Genomic DNA, 21,008 nt, shown 5'->3' on the forward strand with positions numbered 1-21,008 from the left:
ATGCGTTTAATAATTATAACTGCTATAAAGTGAAGAGCGAGGAAATGTTTAGGAGTGAACAAATGTGAGGATGTATTTTTCAAGCATTAGAATATTGATTGTTGTTGGTTGTATTGTTTTTGTAGTGGGTAGTGCCATGGTATTCCAAAGCACGGATGCTAAAAGTACAATGAATCAAAGCAAAACAAATTCTCTGAACTATCCTGAAAATGAACATGGGCAAACGTACGGTTCTGCTCAAGAGGACAACTCCGCTGATCTGCTCCCTGAGCTAATCCATGCAGGAAGTGTGAATGGTATTCAAGGGTATTTGCTGAAAAAGGATTACCTCGGTGAACCTGGTGATGTTCCACTGTATGATGTTGATGGGAAAACGGTAATTGGTACTTTTCATGTTGGCGCCAAGAATATGAACTTTCCTAAAAATAAAAACGGACAGACATACGGTTCTAGCGCAGATGCTGCTTCTCCAGATATGGAACCTGAATTAATAAGGGCTATAGGCGTGGATGGCACTGCGGGATATGTGCTGAAAAAAGATTTAGACGGTGAGCTACCAAAAACACCCGAGGAAGCCATTGCGATGCAGAACAGTAGATCACCAGATGGTCGCGATATTCCGCTGTATGACGTTGATGGTGAATCCGTAATTGGTTTGTTTCATGTTGATTGAGTGCAGCGTTTATTCCGATATTATTCAAAAGCTTCCGATAAATAAATCCTTAAAGCCGCGTAGCAGCGGCTATTTTTGTTTCACAAGATAGGTGTGAAAATTCTACAATGGTCATCCTGAAGAATTTCAATTTCCTATAATTTGGCCAAAAATTTTTATTCTCGTACTGAACCTTTTTCCCCATGAGAGCGAATTAAGGGTTGTAACACGTTCAGGAGGGGCCCCTATGAATGATAATGAGTTACTATCGTGGCTTGAAAAAGCGAAGTTGGGCGACGAGTCGGCCTTTCAACTTGTCTATCAGGCGACTCACCAAGACGTCTATCGGACGGTTGCTTTTCTCGTCTACAACAAACAGGACATTGAGGATATTGTGAATGAAGTTTACATGAGCATGTGGCGGGCGTTTCAAACCTACGACCCGAACCGGCCGTTCCGGGTTTGGCTGCACGGGATTACTGTCCGTCTAGTCCAAGACTGGAAAAGAAAGACATGGCGCCGAATTCGCCTCTTTGAACGAAACCGCCGGATGACATGTGAACATTTCGACTGGACGGACAAAGCTGTGCTGCAGTTCGAGATGCAGCATGAACTTTTCAGCCTTGTTCGCCAATTATCGTACAAATTACGTGTGGTCGTCATCCTTCGCTATTTTCACGACTACGCTCTGGAAGAAATTGCAGACATTCTACAGATCCCCGTTGGCACAGTGAAATCCAGGCATCACCTGGCAATGAAAGAACTCCGGAAACGGATCGAAATGACGGGAGGAGACGCGTATGTCCATTGAGAAGGAATTGCGTGAAGAGCTTCGCCAGGTGGCAGATTCGATGCAGTGCCCACCCGAATTGTATGGTCGTGTCCGACAGTCCTATCATCAGTATGCAAACGATAAGAGAGGTAGATCTCCCATGAAAAAACGAGTGCTCGCAGGTATTGCCGCAGTAGCCATCCTGATTCCGTCCGCGGTATTTGCTTCTTCCTATCTTGCCGATGATCTATTCGGTTCTGTTTCAACCATTGAACAGCACGGCGGCACACAGGAAGATTACCAAGAGATTGAAGGAATGCTGCAGGCAGCAAAAGGCAAGCTTACGGAAGATGAATTTAAGGAGTATCAGGTGCTGATAAAGCAGCTGATCAAATTAAAGCTGAAGATCACCGATGAAAAAGGGGTCAAACATGAGGAGAAGCTGACCCAAGAAGAACAGCAGCGGTTTGAGCAGCTAGCCTCAAAGCTGGCACCATACTTCGAGAAGATAAACAATAATGCCAAGCCGTAAAAGGAATGAAGTAAGGACCGATCCCATGTGGATGGGTCCCTTTTTTCAGTCAGATTGATCCCACATAAATAGAACCATTCGAGATTATTCGGCGAAATTCCATTCTGAAAAGATATTCATTTTGGTATATATTTCTTCTTCATCAATAGACATGTTGTTCTCAATCCACCAATTTAGGACACCTAAAACGGCTCCGATATAGGCCTCTATTTTTATTTGTATTTCGATGGAATTTACTTCAATGGCGTGCTGCTTGGCCAAATATTTCTTCATTCCTTTCCCCATATCCCGCCGCAACAAATTCCTTAGGGAATCCCTTTCTTCAAATAGAAGCTGTGAAAATAATGTTTTATGTTTCGCGGCTATAGAAAACAATTCCCGGAAATTATCCGATGGGGAAAGGGATACTTCGGCAAAGTTCCGAAATTCCTCCTCGGCAATTTGCATCACGGCATGTGAAAGTAAATCAAATTTATCCTGAAAATGCGTATAGAACGTAGTTCGGTGCACCATCGCTAAATCACAAATTTGCTTCACCGTTATATGTTCGAAGGAGTGTTTTTCCATTAAATCAAACAGAGCATTGTACAGAAGCTTGTGGGTTCTTCGGACTCTGAGGTCCTCCGTTGTTTTATTAACCATGACAGATTCCTTTCCGTGTATCGTTTTTCGACATATTCTCGATTTTATCGGTTGATGAGGTACATTATACATCATATCATTTAATCTACAAAGGCAGTTTAAATATACATCTGTCTAATTTAATTATGTAGGAGTGATAAATATGGCCAACTTAAGCACAGATCATCAACTCACTGCACTTGAACAGCAATTACTAAACAACGCAACAGCGTTAGTCCCCTATCTTCAAAAATTCGGAAGGCTTATAGATGAGGAAAGACATATTCCCGAAGAGGTGATTCAAAAAGTTTCGGATGCGGGTTTGTTTAAACTTGGCACACCCAAAGAGTACGGAGGTCATGAGGTTAGTATCCGTGCCATGGTTGAAATTATTTCCGAGGTAGCCAAGGGGAACGGTTCTGTTGGCTGGGTCGTTCAAATCATCAACGGGAACAATTATACCGCCTCATTATCTTTCCCTTCCCAAGTATTAGACTCGCTCTTCAGCCAGGAAGAGGAGGTGCGTTTTTGTTCTGTCTTAGCAGCACGCAAAGCTGTTGTAAAAAAAGTAGACGGCGGTTATTGGGTAGAGGAGGGTTTTTGGGGATTCGGTTCAGGTTCTAAGCATGCAACCCATGCTTTGTTAAATTTGAATGACGCGAAGTCCATGCAGGAAAGCGGAAATTTGGGGATGACGTTGGCCGTAGTACCAATGAGTGAAGTTACCATAGTAGATGATTGGTATACGATGAGTTTAAAAGGATCTGCAAGTAACAGTTTGGAGTTAAAAAATGTCTTTATTCCAGATCAGTATGTCGTCACCCAGGACACAGAACGGATAAGTTCTTTATTTGCCGAATTAAAAGGGCGTGACAGATATAGACCTTATGTGCAGCTTATAACAAGCATTACAACGGGGATCAGCGCGATCCTTGGACTTGCGAGGGGTGCCGTCGAATATTTTGTTGAAAAAGCGCCTCATAAAGGAATTACGATGACCGTCCATACCTCTCAAGCGGCAGTAGGCCATATTCAGTATAAAGTAGGGCTCGCGGCCATGAAGGTTGAATCCGCGCATCTTCATATCAGCCGGGCGATTGATCATATGGAGCATCACGTGCAAAATGCGGAAATATTCAGTCTAAAGGAACTTGCTCAGCTTCAAACGGATATGACCTATGCAGCGATGTTATGCTGGGAAGCTGTAGACATGCTAATGGCTGAGAGCGGAGGGAGTGTTATTGCCGATTCCAATCGCTTGTCCCAAATCTTCCGCGACATTCGAGGCGGCTCCAATCATGCGCTGACTACTGCATCCACTGGACTTGAGCTATACGGAAGAGTACTGTTGGGCTTACCGCCACAGCATGGTATGACATTAGCTTACGTATCTTCTCTAACAACAACTACTGGAGCTGAAGCAAACTCATGAGTAAAATAGCGATCATTTCCGGAAGTCTCAACCATAAATCCCGAGTAAACGGCATGATCAACTATGCCAAGCTGAAGTTGGAACAACAAGGCTGCGAAGTGGCGATCATTAATGTTTCTTCCTTGCCTCCCGCTGATTTGATGCACGCCAATTTCAATAGCAGACTGATCTTAAGTGCACACGCCAAAGTGGAAGAAGCGTCCGGCATCATTATTGCAAGTCCGGTTTATAAAACGACTTATACAGGCGTTCTAAAAGCTTACGTTGATTTATTACCGCAAAACGGCTTTAAAGATAAAATCGCAGCTGCTTTTTTCGTAGGAGGCACCATTTCGAACTTGCTTTCGATCGACTATGCGTTAAAACCCCTTTTAGCTTCAATGGGAACGAAGTCTTTTGCGGAAAATGTGTTTGCCATCGACAGTCAAATCGAACGGATTGAGGATAGCGAACAAAACACTCGTTTCCAATTGGCCGAAGAAATCCAGCAACGAATTGATGCCTCAATGCTGGATCTGGTTTCCTACACCAAATGTATCTGACGGAGGTTGATCAAACCTACGAGTACAAAGGTACCGCTCAAGGTGACAGCGGGCTATGAGTCATGAATGTCTGCCGTACAGGAGTCTTGTTGATGATGTTGACTGACTAACGATCTTGAAGGAGCTGTCGTGGACAGCTCCTTTTGATATTTGCGTGGGTATAATCACTACCGTTTAACTGCCTATAGTGATCTCGTTTATTACATTAATATTGTATGATAAGCTAAAAAATCAGATATTTCTTTGAATATTACAAGATAATTGAAATAAAACGTTGACTTTGCCTGGATAATGCCGATATACTCACGATGTATTACAAATATATTGGATGAATTGAGGTGATGGGATATCGGTGGCAGGTGAAGATCGATACGATTATTTTACTATGAAAGCGTTTTAATAAAATCAGCGAGGTGATCAGTTTGATATTAAAACGGAGTATTGCGGTCGTGATGTGTGTGCTGCTCTTGTTTGCCCCTCAGGCGGCATTCGCCTATAAGAACCCGGCATCGCTGCCGGACGAATGGGGGCAATATGGGCTTGGCGACCCTTACGTGCTGAAGTTTAACGGTACATATTATTTATATGTGAGCACTAGAGATACCGATGTCGGGGTCAAAGTGTGGAGCTCTCCTGACCTTGTCAACTGGAGCTATGGAGGATTGGCCGCAACCGATCCGGTTACGAAGGCAGCCTACGCTCCTGAAGTCGTTTATTGGAACGGATATTTTTATATGTATACCTCTCCTGCCGGCAATGGTCATTACGTGCTGCGCAGTGAAAGCCCGACGGGTCCGTTCACGGTGCAGACGGGCAATTTGGGCCATTCGATTGATGGCAACGTCTTCATTGACGATGATGGCAAGTGGTATTTCTATCATGCGAACGGAGAAGGAATTCTCGCAGCCGAAATGCCTACGCCGACGACGATCGGTAACAGCGTCAATACGGGGGCAAACATGAACGGTTGGACGGAAGGTTCTACGCTGTTCAAACGCAACGGCAAATACTATATGACGTATACCGGCAATCATGTATTCAGCAAAGGCTATCGAGTCGACTACGCGGTCAGCACAAACCCGCTCAAGGGATTCGTGCGTGATACGGACAACCCGCTTCTCATCAGTACGGAAGGTCCGACCGTCGGTCTCGGCCATAATACGGTCGTCGTTGGCCCGAACCTGGATGCCCGCTATATTATTTACCACAATCTCGAAGGAAAAGGCATTGTCGGACCTCTTCGCCATATGGGGATGGACCGGATCGTGTTCAACGGGGACAAAATGTCCGTGCTCGGACCGACGGCAACCGAACAGCCGGATCCGGAGATGCCGGATTTCGAGGACCGGTTTAATGGTGCGGAACTCAGCACGGCGTGGACGAATGCGGACGGTGTTAACTGGAGCATGGATTCGGGACTTCTGCATCAGCAAGCTGCCGGTACAAGCAGGCTGTTGACCACTGCCGAGACCGGAAGCAGCTATACGGCAGAATTTAACCTGCAACTGGCAGAGTCCAGCAAAGCTGAAGGCCAGCGGCTCGGGGCCGTGTTCTCCTACAAGGGGGATAACGATTTCGGTACAGCGCTGTTAGATCCGGCGAGCAATTCGCTGAAGACGCAGTTCCGGGTGAACGGCGCCGATCTGGGATGGGAGGAGAGCCCGCTTCCGGAAGGGTACGATTATACAAAACTGCATAATATCCGGGTTGAGAAAGCAGGGGACACATTCAAGATCTACGTCGACGGTATGCTGAAGCAGACACGCAGCGCCAAGCTTGGCGGCGGCAGTATCGGTTACGTCACGGAGAACGCGAAGGCTAATTTCGGTTATGTTGCTTTCAGCAACGACGTGAACGGAAGCAGTGATTTTGATGCTGCGAAACCGGTTCCGGGTCAAGTTGATGCCGTTCATTACCTGTCTGGCGGTGAAGGAGTCGGATATCACGACGAGACGCCGGATACTATCGGCAAATACCGTGGAGATGGCGTGGATACGGCCACAGCAGATGACAGCACCTCACATGTCACCGCTTTCGATAAAGGCGAATGGCTGCAATACCGGCTGAACATCGCGGAGACAGGCAAATACGATATAGATCTCTCTTATGCAGATGCAGCTCTGGGCAGCAAAGTACAGCTCACTTTGGATGGTGGACAGCTGCTGGGTGAGTTTGAGCTGGCAGCTGACAGCAACACTGCTGATGCAGGATGGCAAACCACACAGCTGAATGGGGTAGATTTGCCGGCAGGTGAGCATATTTTGAAGGTCACTGCCGCATCGGGCACGACCTCGCTGGACAAGCTGTCGTTCCACCGGCACGCGGACGTCCCGGTTCTCTATGATAACTTCGATGATGGACAAGACGACGGCTGGCAGCGGTATGAAGGCTTCTGGAGCGTGAAGTCCGACATTGCCGAGGAGGAGCAGGCTTTTGACGCCTATCACCCGATCCCGGGTACGATTGGCACAGTCCACTATATCTCTGGTGGAGAGGGTGTAGGTTATCATGAGAATACACTCCAAAACATCGGCGGCGAGTACCGGGGAGATTCGGTCGACATCCGCTCCAATCCGGCCAGCGGCGGTTACAACGTCGGCTGGAACCAGACGGGTGAATGGCTGAAGTTTAACATTGACGTAGCGGAAGCCGGGACCTATAACGCAGAGTTCAAAGTAGCAACTACGATGGAGGGAGGTCAAATCCGGCTCTGGCTGGACGACACGACGGATCTTACCGGCATCGTAGACATTCCGAAGACCGGTGACTGGAACATCTGGAATGTGGTGCGCAAATCCGGTGTTACCCTGCCGGCAGGCAAGCATACGCTAAAAGCGGAGACGGTCCGCGGAGAATTCGATTTTGCAAGCATAGCGTTGACGAGAAGTGATCAGCCGATACCCGTGCCCGGCGTCGTCGAGGCTGAGCATTACAAGCCCGGCGGTGAAGGTGTGGGCTATCATGACTTGACGCCTGAGAACATTGGGGGCAAATACCGCAGCGATAGCGTCGACATTCGATCCGCTGCAACCGGCGATCAGATTGTAGGCTGGAATCAAACCGGCGAATGGCTGAAGTACAACATTCGCGTCGCGGAAGAGGGATTGTACGATCTCGACTTGTGGGCAGCTACGACGTTTAAGGATGCACAAGTCCGGCTGTGGCTGGATGACACGACGGATTTGACTGGTATACTGAACGTTCCTGCTTCCGGCGACTGGAATAAGTGGAAGTCGGTGACGAAATCCGGTATCCAACTGCCGGCCGGTGATCATGAACTGAAGGTCGAAATCGTCAAAGGCGAGTTTGACATGACGAGACTATCGCTCACCCAGTTCGATAAGCCACACGTGCTGCCCGGATTTATCCAGGCTGCTGATTATAAGGCAGGCGGCGAAGGTACGGGCTACCATGATCTGACTCCCGCTAACATCGGTACGGAATACCGGAATGATGCAGTCGACATCCGCCGAAATGCGGGCGGCAGCTACAATGTGGGATGGAACGCTACCGGTGAATGGCTGGCCTACAACGTAGACGTTGCCAAGGCCGGCGTGTATAACGTCGATTTCGTGACCGCTACATCGATGGATGGGGCGAAAGTCCGGCTGTGGCTCGACGATACAACCGATCTGACCGGTGAAGTCGATATCCCGAATTCCGTCACCTGGGAGAACTGGGCGACAACAACGAAGCAAGACATTTATCTCCCGGCGGGCGCACATACCTTGAAGGTCGAAACTGTGGTAGGTGAATTTGACTTCCAGGGAATACGAATTCATCAAAATCCGATCGAACCGAAAGCTGCTCATACTGGTGAATATCAAGCAGCGGTCGGCAGCTTCGGGAAAACCTTGATCGGAGATGCCAATTGGTCGGATTACAGCGTGGAGTCTGATATCAAGCTGATTAGCGATACAGGCGACGGAGGCATTCTGTTCCGGGCGAGCAACCCGGCTCACGGCAAGGAGCTGAACCAGAACAATGCGGATTTCGTGCAAGGATATGTCGCGTACCTGAACAAGCAGGGCGTTCATCTCGGCAAGCTGAATTACGGCTGGACCTATTTGACAGGGGAGCCGCTCGAGGTGAAATCAGGCGAATGGAAACATGTAAAAGTCGTTGCGCAGGGTGACCGCATTCAAGTATTTGTCGATGATATGAGCAAGCCGGTTATCGATTATACAGACCGCAGCGGCAGACCATTTACACACGGCAAGGTCGGCATGCGGACGTACATGAATGAAACGAGTTACGACAATTTCACGGTTCTCCCCGCTCCCATTAACGCTGCTGCCATCGGCAAGCTGCTGGAGGTGTTTGGCTCAGCCGGACAGTTAGACGAGAAGATCCGGAAGCAGCTGGATAAGGAGCTTGAGCATGCCGCCGATTCGGTAAGCAAGAAGAAGCCGGACTGGAAGCAGGGGATCAAGCATCTGGAGAATTTGCTGAAGCAGCTGAATAAAGAGCAGAAGCAGGAAGACGTTTCTGATCAAGCAAAAACAACGCTCAATCGGAGCGTTAACGCACTCATCGAGGTGTGGAGCGCTAATTTGGGCAAGGAGCAGGCCAAGCAATGATTTAATACTGACGTCCCAGTACCGGAGGAGCTTCGGTGCCGGGACGTTTTACGTTATTTTATCAGAAATTATTAAGGTAATAGTAAGACGACAAGGGCATTTATCGTTTGCCGAAAAAGACAAGAATACGTATGCCTAGCCGAAATTAAAAGGATTATCAATGGCGTGGTTGGCGCATAAATGTTACTACAAAATCAGGTGAATGATGTTAACAGGTAGGATTGGTTTATACAATGATAGAATACCTAATAGGGGGCTGATGTCAGGAGGGCGGAATATGGAATTCATTTTTTATTCGGCATGGTCACGGTGAACATCTCAATGATTATCCAAATCGGTTGAATACTACGCATCCTAGTCTTACTGATATTACAAATTTCAAGTAACGCAGCTGCGAAATGAAATTACCATTGATCCTGATGATTTAATTAGGAGAATATTGAAACAATCAATGCCCCTTATTAAAGTCCGCATTGTTGCTGGCTTTTTTGTTATCGCTTCAGGTGTTCATATACGTTTCCCCTGATATTTACGGAACATGTTGTTAAGAATAAAATGGAATCATCTACGATTCTGGCCATTGCTATGTTCAAAATACTCAAACCGTTCATTTCAAAACAGAAAGACAGGGGATTCAATTGCTGATCAAGGTTGTCACTTTCAATATTCATCATGGGAAAGGAACGGATGGAAAAATAAACTTGAACAGAATTGCCGAAGCCATAGAAGAAAGTGAGCCTGACCTTATCGCTCTAAATGAAGTCGACAGGTATTTTTCCAAAAGAAGCCAATACTTGGATCAAGTATCATGGTTAGCCGGACGATTAAAGATGAATGCAGCTTTTGGGGCAGCGATCACCATCAAGAAAAAGAAGGGTAACATGATCAGACAGTATGGAAATGTCCTTTTGTCTCGTCATCCCATTGTATCGGAGAAAAATCATCCTATGAAATCTGGTATGATCGAAGGCCGATCTTTATTGGAAGCTGATGTACTCATAAATGATAAGCCACTCAAAATGTATGTCACCCATCTCAGTTTGAATCCACGCAGACGTAATAAACAAATTGAATTTATTGCAAGCAAAATTAAGGGGGATCGTTCACCTGTTGTCATTGCGGGGGATTGGAATATGAAACGGGGAGGTAAGGCATGGAGCACCATAGCCGGAATTGTTCAGGATTGTTATATGGCGGCAAAAACGCCTAGCAATACGTTCCCATCGTTACGTCCCGTTATGCAGCTTGATTACATTTTCACCAGCCGGAATATAGAGATTGCTTCCGTTGAAGTCATTAACAAGATCCCAGCAGCCTCAGACCATCTACCGTTAATGGCAACACTGAGCCTGAATTGATGGTATTTCCTTAACCGCGACAGACATTTTTAATAAAACAGTTGACCTCAACAGGAACGGAATCTTGACCTCGGTGAACGGATATGCTAAGTTGTGTTCATATTCAAGAGACCTTGAGGGGAGGGATAAAGCGATGTCGGAATTAGAGGTTGTAGATGTTCAAGTGAACCTGTCATTTCCGCGTTTTTTTGGCATGGTTCACCGAATAAACAATCAGTTACCGGAGCTTTATCCCCCATTTATACATCTGCCAAGCGATTTTTGAATGGATGTCGCTCGGTTTATTTATTGTATGGTCGGGTTCATGTAAGCGCCGAGAAGCACTGGTTGGACTGGTGTTCTTTCGGCGTTTTTTGATGGCTTCCGGTAACGGGCGGGATAGGCTTATTTTTCCCCCTACACTTAACTGGAGGTCGATTTGATGTCACAGATTTATGTTTCAAACCTGACGTTTGCCTATGAGGGTAGTTATGACAACATTTTTGAGAACGTCCATTTTCAGATTGATACCGATTGGAAATTAGGGTTTACGGGCAGGAATGGAAGAGGGAAAACGACATTCCTCCGTCTGATGCAAGGGCAGCTCGAATACAGCGGGACCATATCCGCGAACGTCGAATTCGATTATTTCCCGTTCGATGTACAACATAAGGAATACCTTACTATAGACGTAATCAGCGAGGTCTATCCAGACTATCTTCAATGGAAACTGATTCGAGAGCTGAACTGGTTGAAGGTATCGGAGGATGTGCTGTACCGCCCGTTTAATACGTTGTCGAACGGAGAGCAGACGAAGGTACTGCTGGCAGCCTTATTCATCAAGGACAACCATTTTTTACTAATTGACGAGCCGACAAATCATCTCGACTCACATGCGAGAAAGCTGGTCGCCGATTACCTCAATCGAAAGAGCGGGTTTATTTTGGTCTCCCACGACCGGGCTTTTCTGGATCGGTGCGTCGATCATATTTTGTCCATCAACAAAACCAATATCGAAATCCAGAAGGGCAATTTCTCGACCTGGTGGGAGAACAAGCAGAGGCAGGACCAATTCGAGCTGGCTCAGAACGAAAAGCTGAAAAGGGACGTTCAACGATTATCAGATTCTGCCAAGCGGACGAGCGGCTGGTCGCATGAAGTAGAAAGTACCAAAAACGGCACGAGAAATTCCGGCTCCAAAGTGGACAAGGGGTATATCGGTCATAAAGCAGCCAAAATGATGAAGCGCTCAAAAGCAATCCAGCAGCGGCAACTCTCTGCCATCGAGGAGAAAAGTAAGCTTCTCAAAAATATCGAGAACACGGAGAGTCTCCAAATTTCTCCGCTTCCATTTTACAAAGAGCGCCTCGCCGAGCTGGATCACATCACGGTTTCATACGGGTCGAACACGGTATGTGAAAACGTGACCTTTGAGATTCAACAAGGGGAGCGGATTGCGCTATCGGGTGCAAACGGCTCAGGCAAGTCCAGCATTTTGAAGCTGGTCTGCGGAGAGGATATCCCATACAGCGGAGGGTTCCATAAGGACGCCCAGCTAAAAATATCTTACGTAGCCCAGGATACGTCCCATCTTCGGGGGGATTTGTCCGAATATGCGAAAAGCTGCGGGATTGATGAAAGCCTGTTTAAGTCGATTTTGCGGAAGCTTGATTTCTCAAGACTGCAATTTGAAAAGGACATCTCAACCTACAGCGGCGGGCAAAAGAAGAAAGTGTTGATCGCTAGAAGTCTCAGCGAAAGAGCCCATTTGTATATTTGGGACGAGCCGCTTAATTTCGTTGATGTCATCTCCCGCATGCAAATTGAAGAGCTGCTGCTCGAATACACACCGACGCTTCTATTTGTAGAGCATGACAGCGAATTTGTAAGCAACATTGCCACCAAGCTCGTTGAACTATCCGGGCGATGATGGATGGATTTATACCGATCCGCCCTGATAGGAGTTAGCTGGGGATGATGTAAAGAGACAAGAACAGAATATATTCTCTTCATAGCCGCGTAACCGCGGCTTTTTTTTGTTAGCCGCAATGGATATGATTATCTACTTGCCCTTATAGAATCATCTTAATTCAGCTAACAGGCAGGATCGCTTAATCGATTCGCGAATATGAAAATATAGGTTGTACTCGATCCTGTACATATCGATTCGAGAAAGGAGTAGAAGTCTAATGAAATACGCAAAACTCGGCAGAACAGACATGGAAGTGTCCCGCATTACGTACGGTGCAATGGAACTGGGAGGGGGCAACGCCTTCTCAGGCGGATTGACGCGCTGGGAGCTGAGGCCCGAAGAGGACAACATCCGGCTTCTCCGTCAAGCTTTTGATCACGGAGTCAATTCATTCGATACCGCTGAGCTCTATGGTGCCGGACGTTCAGAGTTTATTGTAGGAAAAGCCTTGGACCATGTAAGAAAACAATGCGTAATCGCAACGAAGGTAAGCGCTCATCATCTACGGCCCAAAGATATCCGTACGGCCCTGTGGCAAAGCATGTTCCGGCTGAACACGGACTATATCGACTTGTATTACATCCATACGCCCAGTAACGACATCCCGATCGAGGAATCTATGGGAGAGCTGAGCAAGTTGAAAGAAGAAGGCGTAATTCGTGCAATCGGTGTCTCCAATTTCTCTCTGGCTCAACTGAAAGAAGCCATGCAATATGGGCGGGTTGACGCGATACAGCCGGAGTATCATATGCTCCAGCGCAGCATTGAAGACGAATTGCTTGACTATTGTTTACAAAACGACATCAGCATCATGAGCTACAACTCCCTCGCTAAGGGGATTTTGACGGGAATTTTCCACAAAGGCAAAGAAGTTACGGATTTTCGTAAGGAGAGGCCTTTATTCCAATCTGAAAACCTGCGGAAGACGGAGGACCTCATCCGTCTCTTAGAGGAAATCGCCGCAGCCAAAGGTGCCACTCTCTCGCAAATCGCAATTAGCTGGCTGCTAGGCCGGAAGGGGCTGACCTCGGCCATCGTGGGCACACAGAACGAAAAGCATTTCTTTGAGAACCTGCATTCCATTGACATAGAATTGACCGAAGAGGAAGCGACCAAGCTGGACGAATTAAGTAAACAGACACTAAAAAATCTCGACTAAACATCTAACCATTTGTTCACCGTAGCCGTCGGGATTTCCTTAGACCCAATACACGGAAAAGGAATTCAGCCTCATTAGAAGCTAAAAAGCTAAGAGGCTTCACCAATTGACGGAGGATAACCAATTCCATAATCATCTAAATAAATCACCGGCACATATGCCGGTGATTTTTTGTTGACTTCTTTTATTGATTTTTGCCTGGTGTCAAGAGGTGTATACGAATGTAAAGACTAGTGTATAGAACAGCGGAGAGCTTCTTTCTATACTAAAATTATGAAAGACCGCAGCACAGCTTGTAGCGAAAACTAAAACAAAATATACCGGAGGGGTAAAATGTGAAGAGCAAAAAGACACTTGCCATAGTCTCCTTGACGCTTGCATTGGCGATGACAGGCTGCAGCAGCAAAACGTCGCCTGAGCCAAACCATTCATCTGGAAATGCCAAGGAACCGATCGAAGCGACAGGCACAGGAAACGGCAATGATATGATAGAGGTTTCAACGGTTTCGCCAAGCGATCCTTACTTGAAATTTGACGAAGGTGAAAGCTTCGACAGAAACTCAGTTTATGATGCTTATGAAAAAGATATCGGTGTCAAAATTACAAACAAATGGGTTACGGATATAAGCCAATTTAAAGAGAGGGTAAAAATAGCCATCGCATCCAACGATCTTCCGGATTTCTTGCCTGTAAACGCTACACAGCTTAAAGAGCTTACGGAAGCGGATATGATTATGGATATGACAGAAATTTATGATCAGCATGCTACGGAAGAGACGAAAAAATTTCTGACCATGGACGGCGGCATGCAAATGAAAACAGCGATAATTGACGGGAAAATGATGGGTATTCCGAGCTCATACAACCCATTCAACTATCAGTTTTTGTTTGTTCGTACTGACTGGCTGAAGGAGCTGGGCTTGCCTGAGCCTAAAACAATGGATGATTTCTTAAAAATTGCCGAAGCGTTCAAAGCGAAAAATCCTGGCGGCACAAAAGAAGCTTTCGGTATTGCGGTCAGCAAGAGCCCATTTAGTATAGAGACCGGCGTTACCGGTCTGAGAGCGTTCTTGAACGGCTATCATGCTTATGAAAACATTTGGATGGAAGACGGAAACGGCGGTTTGATGAACAGTGATATTCAGCCCGAGATGAAGCAGGCTCTTGCAGCGCTGCAAGACATGTTCAAAAAAGGGTTGATCGATCCCGAGTTTTCGGTTAAAGATACGGAAAAAGCTGCTGAGCTTATCTACGACGGCAGCATCGGCATGGTATTTGGCGCTTCCTGGACACCGGCGCAGCTTGCGAAAGGGGCTGTGAAAGACGGCAAGGTTGTTCAAGAATGGGGCGTGTTCCCGATCCCTTCAATTGATAACAAACCTACATTGAATCAAATTGGTCTTGGCGTTGATGAATACTATGTTATCTCTAAACAAGCCAAGCATCCGGAAGGCGTAATCGGTTTGTTAAACCAATGGATCGTTGTTGACAATCATCCGACAGAAGAGCAGAAGGTATACACGTATGGCAAAGACCCTGTGGAAAAAGGCAACAACTACTGGCTGCTTAACCCGCTTCGTGTAGGCAAACAGTTTGACAATAACGGCGAAATCCTGCCTAAAGCCATTGAAAACAAAGACGAAAGCATCCTTGAGACAGTAGACCAAAAAACGCGTTATGCACGTGCCATGCAATACGTTAAAGGCGATACAAACATGTGGTGGGAATATTTAATATCCGGTCCTCATGGAGCCTTTTCCTATGTTCCAGAAATCCAAAAGAACAAGCAATACCTGCAAAACAAATTCTACGGGGCGCCTACTCCGACGATGGCAGACCGTCAAGAAATTTTAACGAAGAAACGCGATGAAATATTCATCAAAATCATAATGAACCAAGTATCCGTAGACGAATTCGATAAATTCGTTGCAGAGTGGAAGAAGCTTGGCGGCGATGAAATCACGAAAGAAGTTAACGAGTGGTATAAATCGCTTAAATAGAATCTGCAGCGCAGGGAGGGATTGAATCGATGCAATCCCTCCCTTTTTCAAGAACAACCAGGTTCTTTAGCAAAGCATGAACAGCACGAAAAGTGAATCAGCGAGGTGAAGATATGAATAGTCTGACGCGAATGTGGAAGAAGGAATGGCCGCTTCATTTAATGCTGCTGCCGGGTTTGGCTTTGATTATTATTTTTAGTTACATTCCGATGACAGGAATCCTGATGGCTTTTCAAAAATATGTGCCGAATAAAGGGCTGTTCGGCTCCCCGTTTATCGGATGGAAGAACTTCCAATTGTTAATGGATTATCCGGATATCGGCCGTATTTTCTTTAACACGGTATACATTGCTGTCATGAAAATCGTTGCCGGTTTGTTCGTGCCGATCACCATTGCTATTTTGCTTAATGAATTGCGTAGGGAGTGGATGAAAAGAACGTTCCAAACACTGGTCTATCTGCCCCATTTTTTATCCTGGGTGCTGCTGAGCGGCATTTTGGTCGATATTTTGTCTCCTTCCTCCGGCATATTTAACCAGCTGCTTGGATGGCTCGGAATGAAGCCGATCTTCTTTCTTGGCGACAATAACTGGTTTCCATATGTCATGGTCGTCTCCGATGTATGGAAGGAATTTGGATTTGGCACCATTGTTTATTTGGCTGCGCTGACCGGAATTAACCCTACGCTTTATGAAGCCGCTGAAATGGATGGCGCAGGACGCTGGAAACAAACCCTTCACGTGACGCTGCCGGGCATGATGCCGATCATCGTTCTAATGCTTACGCTTAATATCGGGAATGTGCTGAACGCCGGATTTGATCAAATATTTAACCTGTACAGCGCGCCGGTTTATGAAAGTGCCGATATCATTGATACTTTCGTCTACCGCATGGGGATTCAGCAAGCCCAGTTCGGATTTGCCACAGCTGTCGGCTTATTGAAATCAGCCGTATCTTTTATTTTCATTTCCGTATCCTACGTACTCGCATACCGACTAGCGAATTACCGCATTTTCTAAGAGAGTGGAAAAGTCGGTGATTCAGAAAGGAGACAGACCGTGGTCATGAAACCGTCATTCGGAAGAAGGGTTTTTCTAGTTAGCAATCTGCTCTTTCTTGTGTTTATATCTCTTTTATGCTTAATGCCGATTATTCATATTTTGGCGATTTCCTTTAGCTCAGGTTCGGCGGCAGCAGCCGGCAAGGTTGCGCTGTGGCCTGTAGAATTTACAACGGCGGCTTATGATAATGTGTTCGGTAAGCCTGAATATTTAAGAGCTTTTGGCGTTTCTATAGAGCGGGTTGTAGCAGGGACGGCATTTAGCATGCTATTAACGATTGTTACAGCTTATCCTTTATCCAAGGACCGCAATGCGTTTCGTCTAAGAACCGTTTATGCCTGGATCTTCGTTTTTACGATTTTGTTCAACGGCGGGCTTATTCCTACCTATTTGACCATTAAAAGCTTGGGACTTATTGATTCTCTCGGGGCGCTGGTATTACCTGCGGCGATCAATGTGTTCAACGTCATCCTGCTATTGAACTTTTACCGTAACTTGCCCAAGGAGCTTGAGGATGCTTCACGGATTGACGGAGCCGGGCATTTTGCAACACTTTGGAAAATCTATGTTCCGCTATCGTTGCCCGCACTGGCGACTACGGGGCTTTTTACGATGGTAGGGCATTGGAATAGCTGGTTTGATGGCATGCTCTATATGAATCATCCAGAAAATTACCCGCTGCAAACCTTTTTGCAAACCGTTATTATTAAGATGGATTTTCGATTTATTAAATCAGAAAATGTGGAACTCATGCTCCAGCTGTCTGACCGTACAAGCAGGGCGGCACAAATCTTCGTTGCGGCTTTCCCGATTCTTATTGTCTATCCATTCTTGCAGCGGTTTTTCATCAAAGGCATTGTAATGGGAAGTGTAAAAGAATAGGCAGGAAGGTCGTAGATCTCGGGCACAGGAGAACAAACGATGAAAAGTATATTCTTTTTACAGGATTCCTCTATATTCAAAAAAATAATGGCCGCCTTTTTGGCGGCCTTGCTGCCGCTTATGGCTATTACCTGGATGATGAATGAGCAAGGGGCCAATCATATCCGCAGTGAAATATCCGATTCAATTTTGAATACGACACGGTTTTATCTAGACTCTCTGGATCAGGAAGCAGACCGGATCAGCCGATATTTACCTAACTACGTCATGGACAGGGATTTAATGGAAGTAGCGGCGACAGGTGAGCAGATGAACTTCTATGAGCGGTCTTATAAAATATTGGATATTCAGCACCGCTTGGATTTAATGAAAAATTCCAGTCCGTTTATTCGCGAGTCGAAGGCGTACATTCCGCAGATCGAGCGCACGGTGCTGAGCAACAGCTATGAAACCAGGCTGAATGCGGAAGAATATGAAGCGATGCAGCCAGATAAGAAGCTTTATACGGGGCCTTTTATTTATTGGCAGGACCGGCTGTTTATTACGATGCAGTACCCTGCAGGCAAAAAAGATCCGCTCTATGTGGTAGGCGTAGAGCTCTCAACCGGCAAAATTAAAGAGACCTTAGCGCAAATCGGCAATAGCAGGGGAGGACAGACCGTATTGTTTAATCTGGAGCGCGACTGGGATATCAATAGCGGCTCCGACCTTGAATTGCATGATCTGATGAAGCGGCTGGCTTTTGAAAAGCAGGCAGCGAACGTGGATGAAGGCTATGATACGATCCATTATAAAAGTAAGCGATTTCTAACCGTATTCAAGTATTCCAGCCTCTGGAATTGTTACATGGTAACGAGCATACCGGAAGAGATGATTCTCGGTTCATTGCAGGTATATCAGGCTTTATTTTGGTGGGCCTGCTTGCTTGCCGTTTTTATTGTATTTTTCTTTACCTACTTTTTAATTCGGTTAATATACCGTCCATTGATCAAGCTGGTGCGTTCTTTTCGCCGCATGCAGCAAAACGAGCTGGAGCCGATCCTGATTGACCGCAGGAAGGATGAGTTCGGCTATTTATTCCAGGCCTTTAACGATACGGTGAAATCTTTGAAAACATTGATTGAGGAAAATTATGAGCAGCAAATTCGCACGCAGCGTTCGGAACTGAAAAGATTACAATCGCAAATTAATCCTCATTTTTTATATAATTGCTTTTTCGTGCTTTGCCGTTTGATTAAATCCGATAGCCAGAAGGAAAAAGCCTACCAGTTTTGTTTATACATCGGGCAATATTTTCAGTTCATTACTCGCCATCATGATGACAACATTCCGCTGGAGATGGAGCTTGAGCATTCCCGAACTTATGTGGAGATGCAGTCGATCTGTTACGGGGATCGAATACAAGTGCTATTTGACGTCGAAACCCAGCCGATTGAAGTGCCCCGATTGATTCTACAGCCTATTATTGAGAATGCTTATAAATACGCTCTCGGCAATATGCTGGGCACAGGCGAGCTATGGGTGCACAGCAAACTGCGAAATGATGCCTTTTACATTTATGTAGAAGATAACGGCGAGTTCATTACGGACGAGGAGATCGAAGCGCTTGACAAGAGGCTGCGTTATTCAATGAACCAGATTGAGGAGACAACCGGCCTGCTTAATGTTCATCGTAGAATTCAGCTTCGTTATGGGAAAGAGTTTGGGATTACCGTATCACGCTCTGAGCTTGGCGGGCTTCAAGCTATTATTAAACTGAGCATGAGCTAAGGAGGAATCGCCATGTACAGGCTTTTAATCGTTGATGATCTGCCGATTATTGTAGATGGTCTTCTGGAGTTGTTCGAGAAAACGGAGCATTTGGAGCTTGAAGTCATGAAGGCCTATTCCGGCGATGAGGCATTGGAGGTACTATCTCATCACCGAGTGGATATTGTGATTTCGGATATTAAAATGTCTGGCATAGAGGGAATTGAGCTGCTGCAGGAAATAAAATCTCAGTGGCCGAAAAGCAAAGTAATTTTATTGACAGGGTACAATGATTTTCACTATGCGAAGAGTGCCCTGACGTTTGGGGCTTTTGATTATTTGCTGAAAGTGGAGAGCGACGAGAAGATCATTCATACCGTTGAGCGGGCGATAGAGGAAATTGAAGAGGAACAGGATCAGGTGCAAATGATCTTGCGGGCCCAGTCCAAAATGAGAAAAGCGCTGCCCTCCTTGCAGAAGGAATATATTTGGGGTTTATTTCAAGGCAAGATGATGACGGAGCAGCAGCTTCGGGACGCTTTTGCGGAAATGGACATTCCGCTCGACGCATCGCTGCCGGTCTTTTTACTGCTTGGCAGGATCGATGCCTGGAAGGAAATGTTCACGGCGCCGGACAAGGCTTTGCTCGCTTACGCTCTTCAAAATATCGCCGATGAATATTTATCCGCCCATTTGCGCTGCTTCTCCGTCGTATTTGACATGAACAAAATGGTATGGATCTTTCAGCCCAAAGCCAGTCCGGAGCTAACGGCGGATACCGGTACGATGGTATGGACCCGGGCATACCGCTATGTGAGCGGCAATTTGGAGACGATACAGGCTACCAGCAAAAAGTTGCTGAGTCTCTCCGTATCTTTTTTCATTGGCAGCGAGGCCGTTCCATGGAATCGGCTGTCGGATCGTTTTCATGCGATGAAATACGGTCTTATGCAAGGCCGTGGCTTGTTTCATGAAATCATCATGACAGATCAGGATATTCAGAAGTCCGAAGAAAAAGAGAGGGCAAAAAGCTATCATAACGGCATGTTCCATGCTCGTGTACAACTGCTGATGAGCTGTCTTGAAAATAATCACCGGGAGCAGTTCAATAAACTGTTTGTTGAATTGACAGAAAGCTGGAAAGATCCTGATACTCCGGTTGGGCGAAAGGTTGAGCTGTACCATTCCCTATCTGCGGTATTTCTGGCGCACTTGCACAAAAATAAAGAGATGCGAGATTACATCAATACCCAGATGAATTTGGATCTGCTGTTCCGTCAGGAGAAAACCGCTTCATGGACGGAGCTCATTCCATACTATTGGCAAATTACAGACTGCTTTTTTGAATGGAATGCGATTAGAGGAACAGAGCTGCCCGCAGAGGTCGTCCATAAGGTGCATCGCTATATAGAGGAGCATATTGCGGATGATATATCCCTAACCGCGCTTGGAGATTATGTCAGTTTGAATCCATCCTATTTATCAAGGCTTTACAAGCAGATCACGGGCATCGGACTGTCTAAATACGTAAATGATTACCGCAATGTTATTGCCAAGGACATGCTGCTCAATACTTCCATGAAGGTCAATGAAATTGCCGCCAAGCTCGGCTACAATTCAGCGCTTGCCTTTATCCGCTTCTTTAAGAAGCAAAATGATATGACACCTCAGGATTTTCGTACGGCCCGCGCCGAAACAATGCAGCAAGGTCAATAAA

General features: G+C 46.1%; 15 protein-coding genes. 14 read left to right on the plus strand and 1 reads right to left on the minus strand.

Annotation, left to right across the window (positions count from 1 at the left end; genetic code table 11):
- Positions 1-64 precede the first annotated feature (64 nt).
- The 3 genes from ABID47_RS06665 (at position 65) to ABID47_RS06675 (ending at position 1,956) form a co-directional block, all read left to right on the plus strand.
- Positions 65-673: a hypothetical protein gene (locus tag ABID47_RS06665; RefSeq protein WP_354495376.1), complete on the plus strand. Its 609-nt coding sequence runs from the start codon at positions 65-67 to the stop codon at positions 671-673.
- 226 nt (positions 674-899) lie between these two features.
- Positions 900-1,463: a sigma-70 family RNA polymerase sigma factor gene (locus tag ABID47_RS06670; RefSeq protein ID WP_354495377.1), complete on the plus strand. Its 564-nt coding sequence runs from the start codon at positions 900-902 to the stop codon at positions 1,461-1,463.
- On the plus strand, positions 1,453-1,956 hold the full coding sequence (locus ABID47_RS06675) for a DUF3600 domain-containing protein (RefSeq protein WP_354495378.1): 504 nt from the start codon (positions 1,453-1,455) through the stop codon (positions 1,954-1,956). Before ABID47_RS06670 ends, ABID47_RS06675 begins: the two co-directional genes overlap by 11 nt.
- An 84-nt stretch (positions 1,957-2,040) precedes the next feature.
- Here the strand turns inward: ABID47_RS06675 and ABID47_RS06680 are convergent, their stop codons facing one another.
- On the minus strand, positions 2,041-2,598 hold the full coding sequence (locus ABID47_RS06680; protein WP_354495379.1) for a TetR/AcrR family transcriptional regulator: 558 nt from the start codon (positions 2,596-2,598) through the stop codon (positions 2,041-2,043).
- 142 nt (positions 2,599-2,740) lie between these two features.
- On the opposite strand from ABID47_RS06680, the gene ABID47_RS06685 reads away from it, so the two are divergent.
- From ABID47_RS06685 to ABID47_RS06735, 11 genes are all read left to right on the plus strand, one after another.
- Positions 2,741-4,009, plus strand: a complete 1,269-nt coding sequence (locus tag ABID47_RS06685; RefSeq protein WP_354495380.1) for an acyl-CoA dehydrogenase family protein — start codon at positions 2,741-2,743, stop codon at positions 4,007-4,009.
- Positions 4,006-4,551, plus strand: coding sequence for an NADPH-dependent FMN reductase (ssuE, locus tag ABID47_RS06690; RefSeq protein WP_354495381.1), 546 nt, complete (start codon positions 4,006-4,008; stop codon positions 4,549-4,551). Before ABID47_RS06685 ends, ssuE begins: the two co-directional genes overlap by 4 nt.
- A 422-nt stretch (positions 4,552-4,973) precedes the next feature.
- Entirely contained in the window at positions 4,974-9,131 is a 4,158-nt protein-coding gene (locus ABID47_RS06695) for a carbohydrate-binding protein (protein ID WP_435530590.1), read from the plus strand.
- Positions 9,132-9,769: 638 nt separating this feature from the next.
- Complete coding sequence (locus tag ABID47_RS06700; protein WP_354495383.1) at positions 9,770-10,489, plus strand: endonuclease/exonuclease/phosphatase family protein; 720 nt, start codon at positions 9,770-9,772, stop codon at positions 10,487-10,489.
- 421 nt (positions 10,490-10,910) lie between these two features.
- Positions 10,911-12,398, plus strand: coding sequence for an Lsa family ABC-F type ribosomal protection protein (locus tag ABID47_RS06705; RefSeq protein ID WP_354495384.1), 1,488 nt, complete (start codon positions 10,911-10,913; stop codon positions 12,396-12,398).
- 259 nt (positions 12,399-12,657) lie between these two features.
- Entirely contained in the window at positions 12,658-13,599 is a 942-nt protein-coding gene (locus ABID47_RS06710; protein ID WP_354495385.1) for an aldo/keto reductase, read from the plus strand.
- 335 nt (positions 13,600-13,934) lie between these two features.
- On the plus strand, positions 13,935-15,599 hold the full coding sequence (locus tag ABID47_RS06715) for an extracellular solute-binding protein (RefSeq protein ID WP_354495386.1): 1,665 nt from the start codon (positions 13,935-13,937) through the stop codon (positions 15,597-15,599).
- A 113-nt stretch (positions 15,600-15,712) separates the two neighbouring features.
- Entirely contained in the window at positions 15,713-16,618 is a 906-nt protein-coding gene (locus ABID47_RS06720) for an ABC transporter permease (protein ID WP_354495387.1), read from the plus strand.
- Positions 16,619-16,663: 45 nt separating this feature from the next.
- Positions 16,664-17,542 carry a carbohydrate ABC transporter permease gene (locus ABID47_RS06725; RefSeq protein ID WP_354495388.1) on the plus strand — a complete coding sequence of 293 codons (879 nt, stop codon included), beginning with the start codon at positions 16,664-16,666 and terminating at the stop codon, positions 17,540-17,542.
- 39 nt (positions 17,543-17,581) lie between these two features.
- Positions 17,582-19,312: a sensor histidine kinase gene (locus tag ABID47_RS06730; RefSeq protein WP_354495389.1), complete on the plus strand. Its 1,731-nt coding sequence runs from the start codon at positions 17,582-17,584 to the stop codon at positions 19,310-19,312.
- 12 nt (positions 19,313-19,324) lie between these two features.
- Complete coding sequence (locus tag ABID47_RS06735) at positions 19,325-21,007, plus strand: response regulator (protein ID WP_354495390.1); 1,683 nt, start codon at positions 19,325-19,327, stop codon at positions 21,005-21,007.
- Position 21,008: the final 1 nt, after the last annotated feature.

Source organism: Paenibacillus favisporus, from assembly GCF_040545415.1.
Lineage (GTDB): Bacteria > Bacillota > Bacilli > Paenibacillales > Paenibacillaceae > Paenibacillus_AQ > Paenibacillus_AQ favisporus.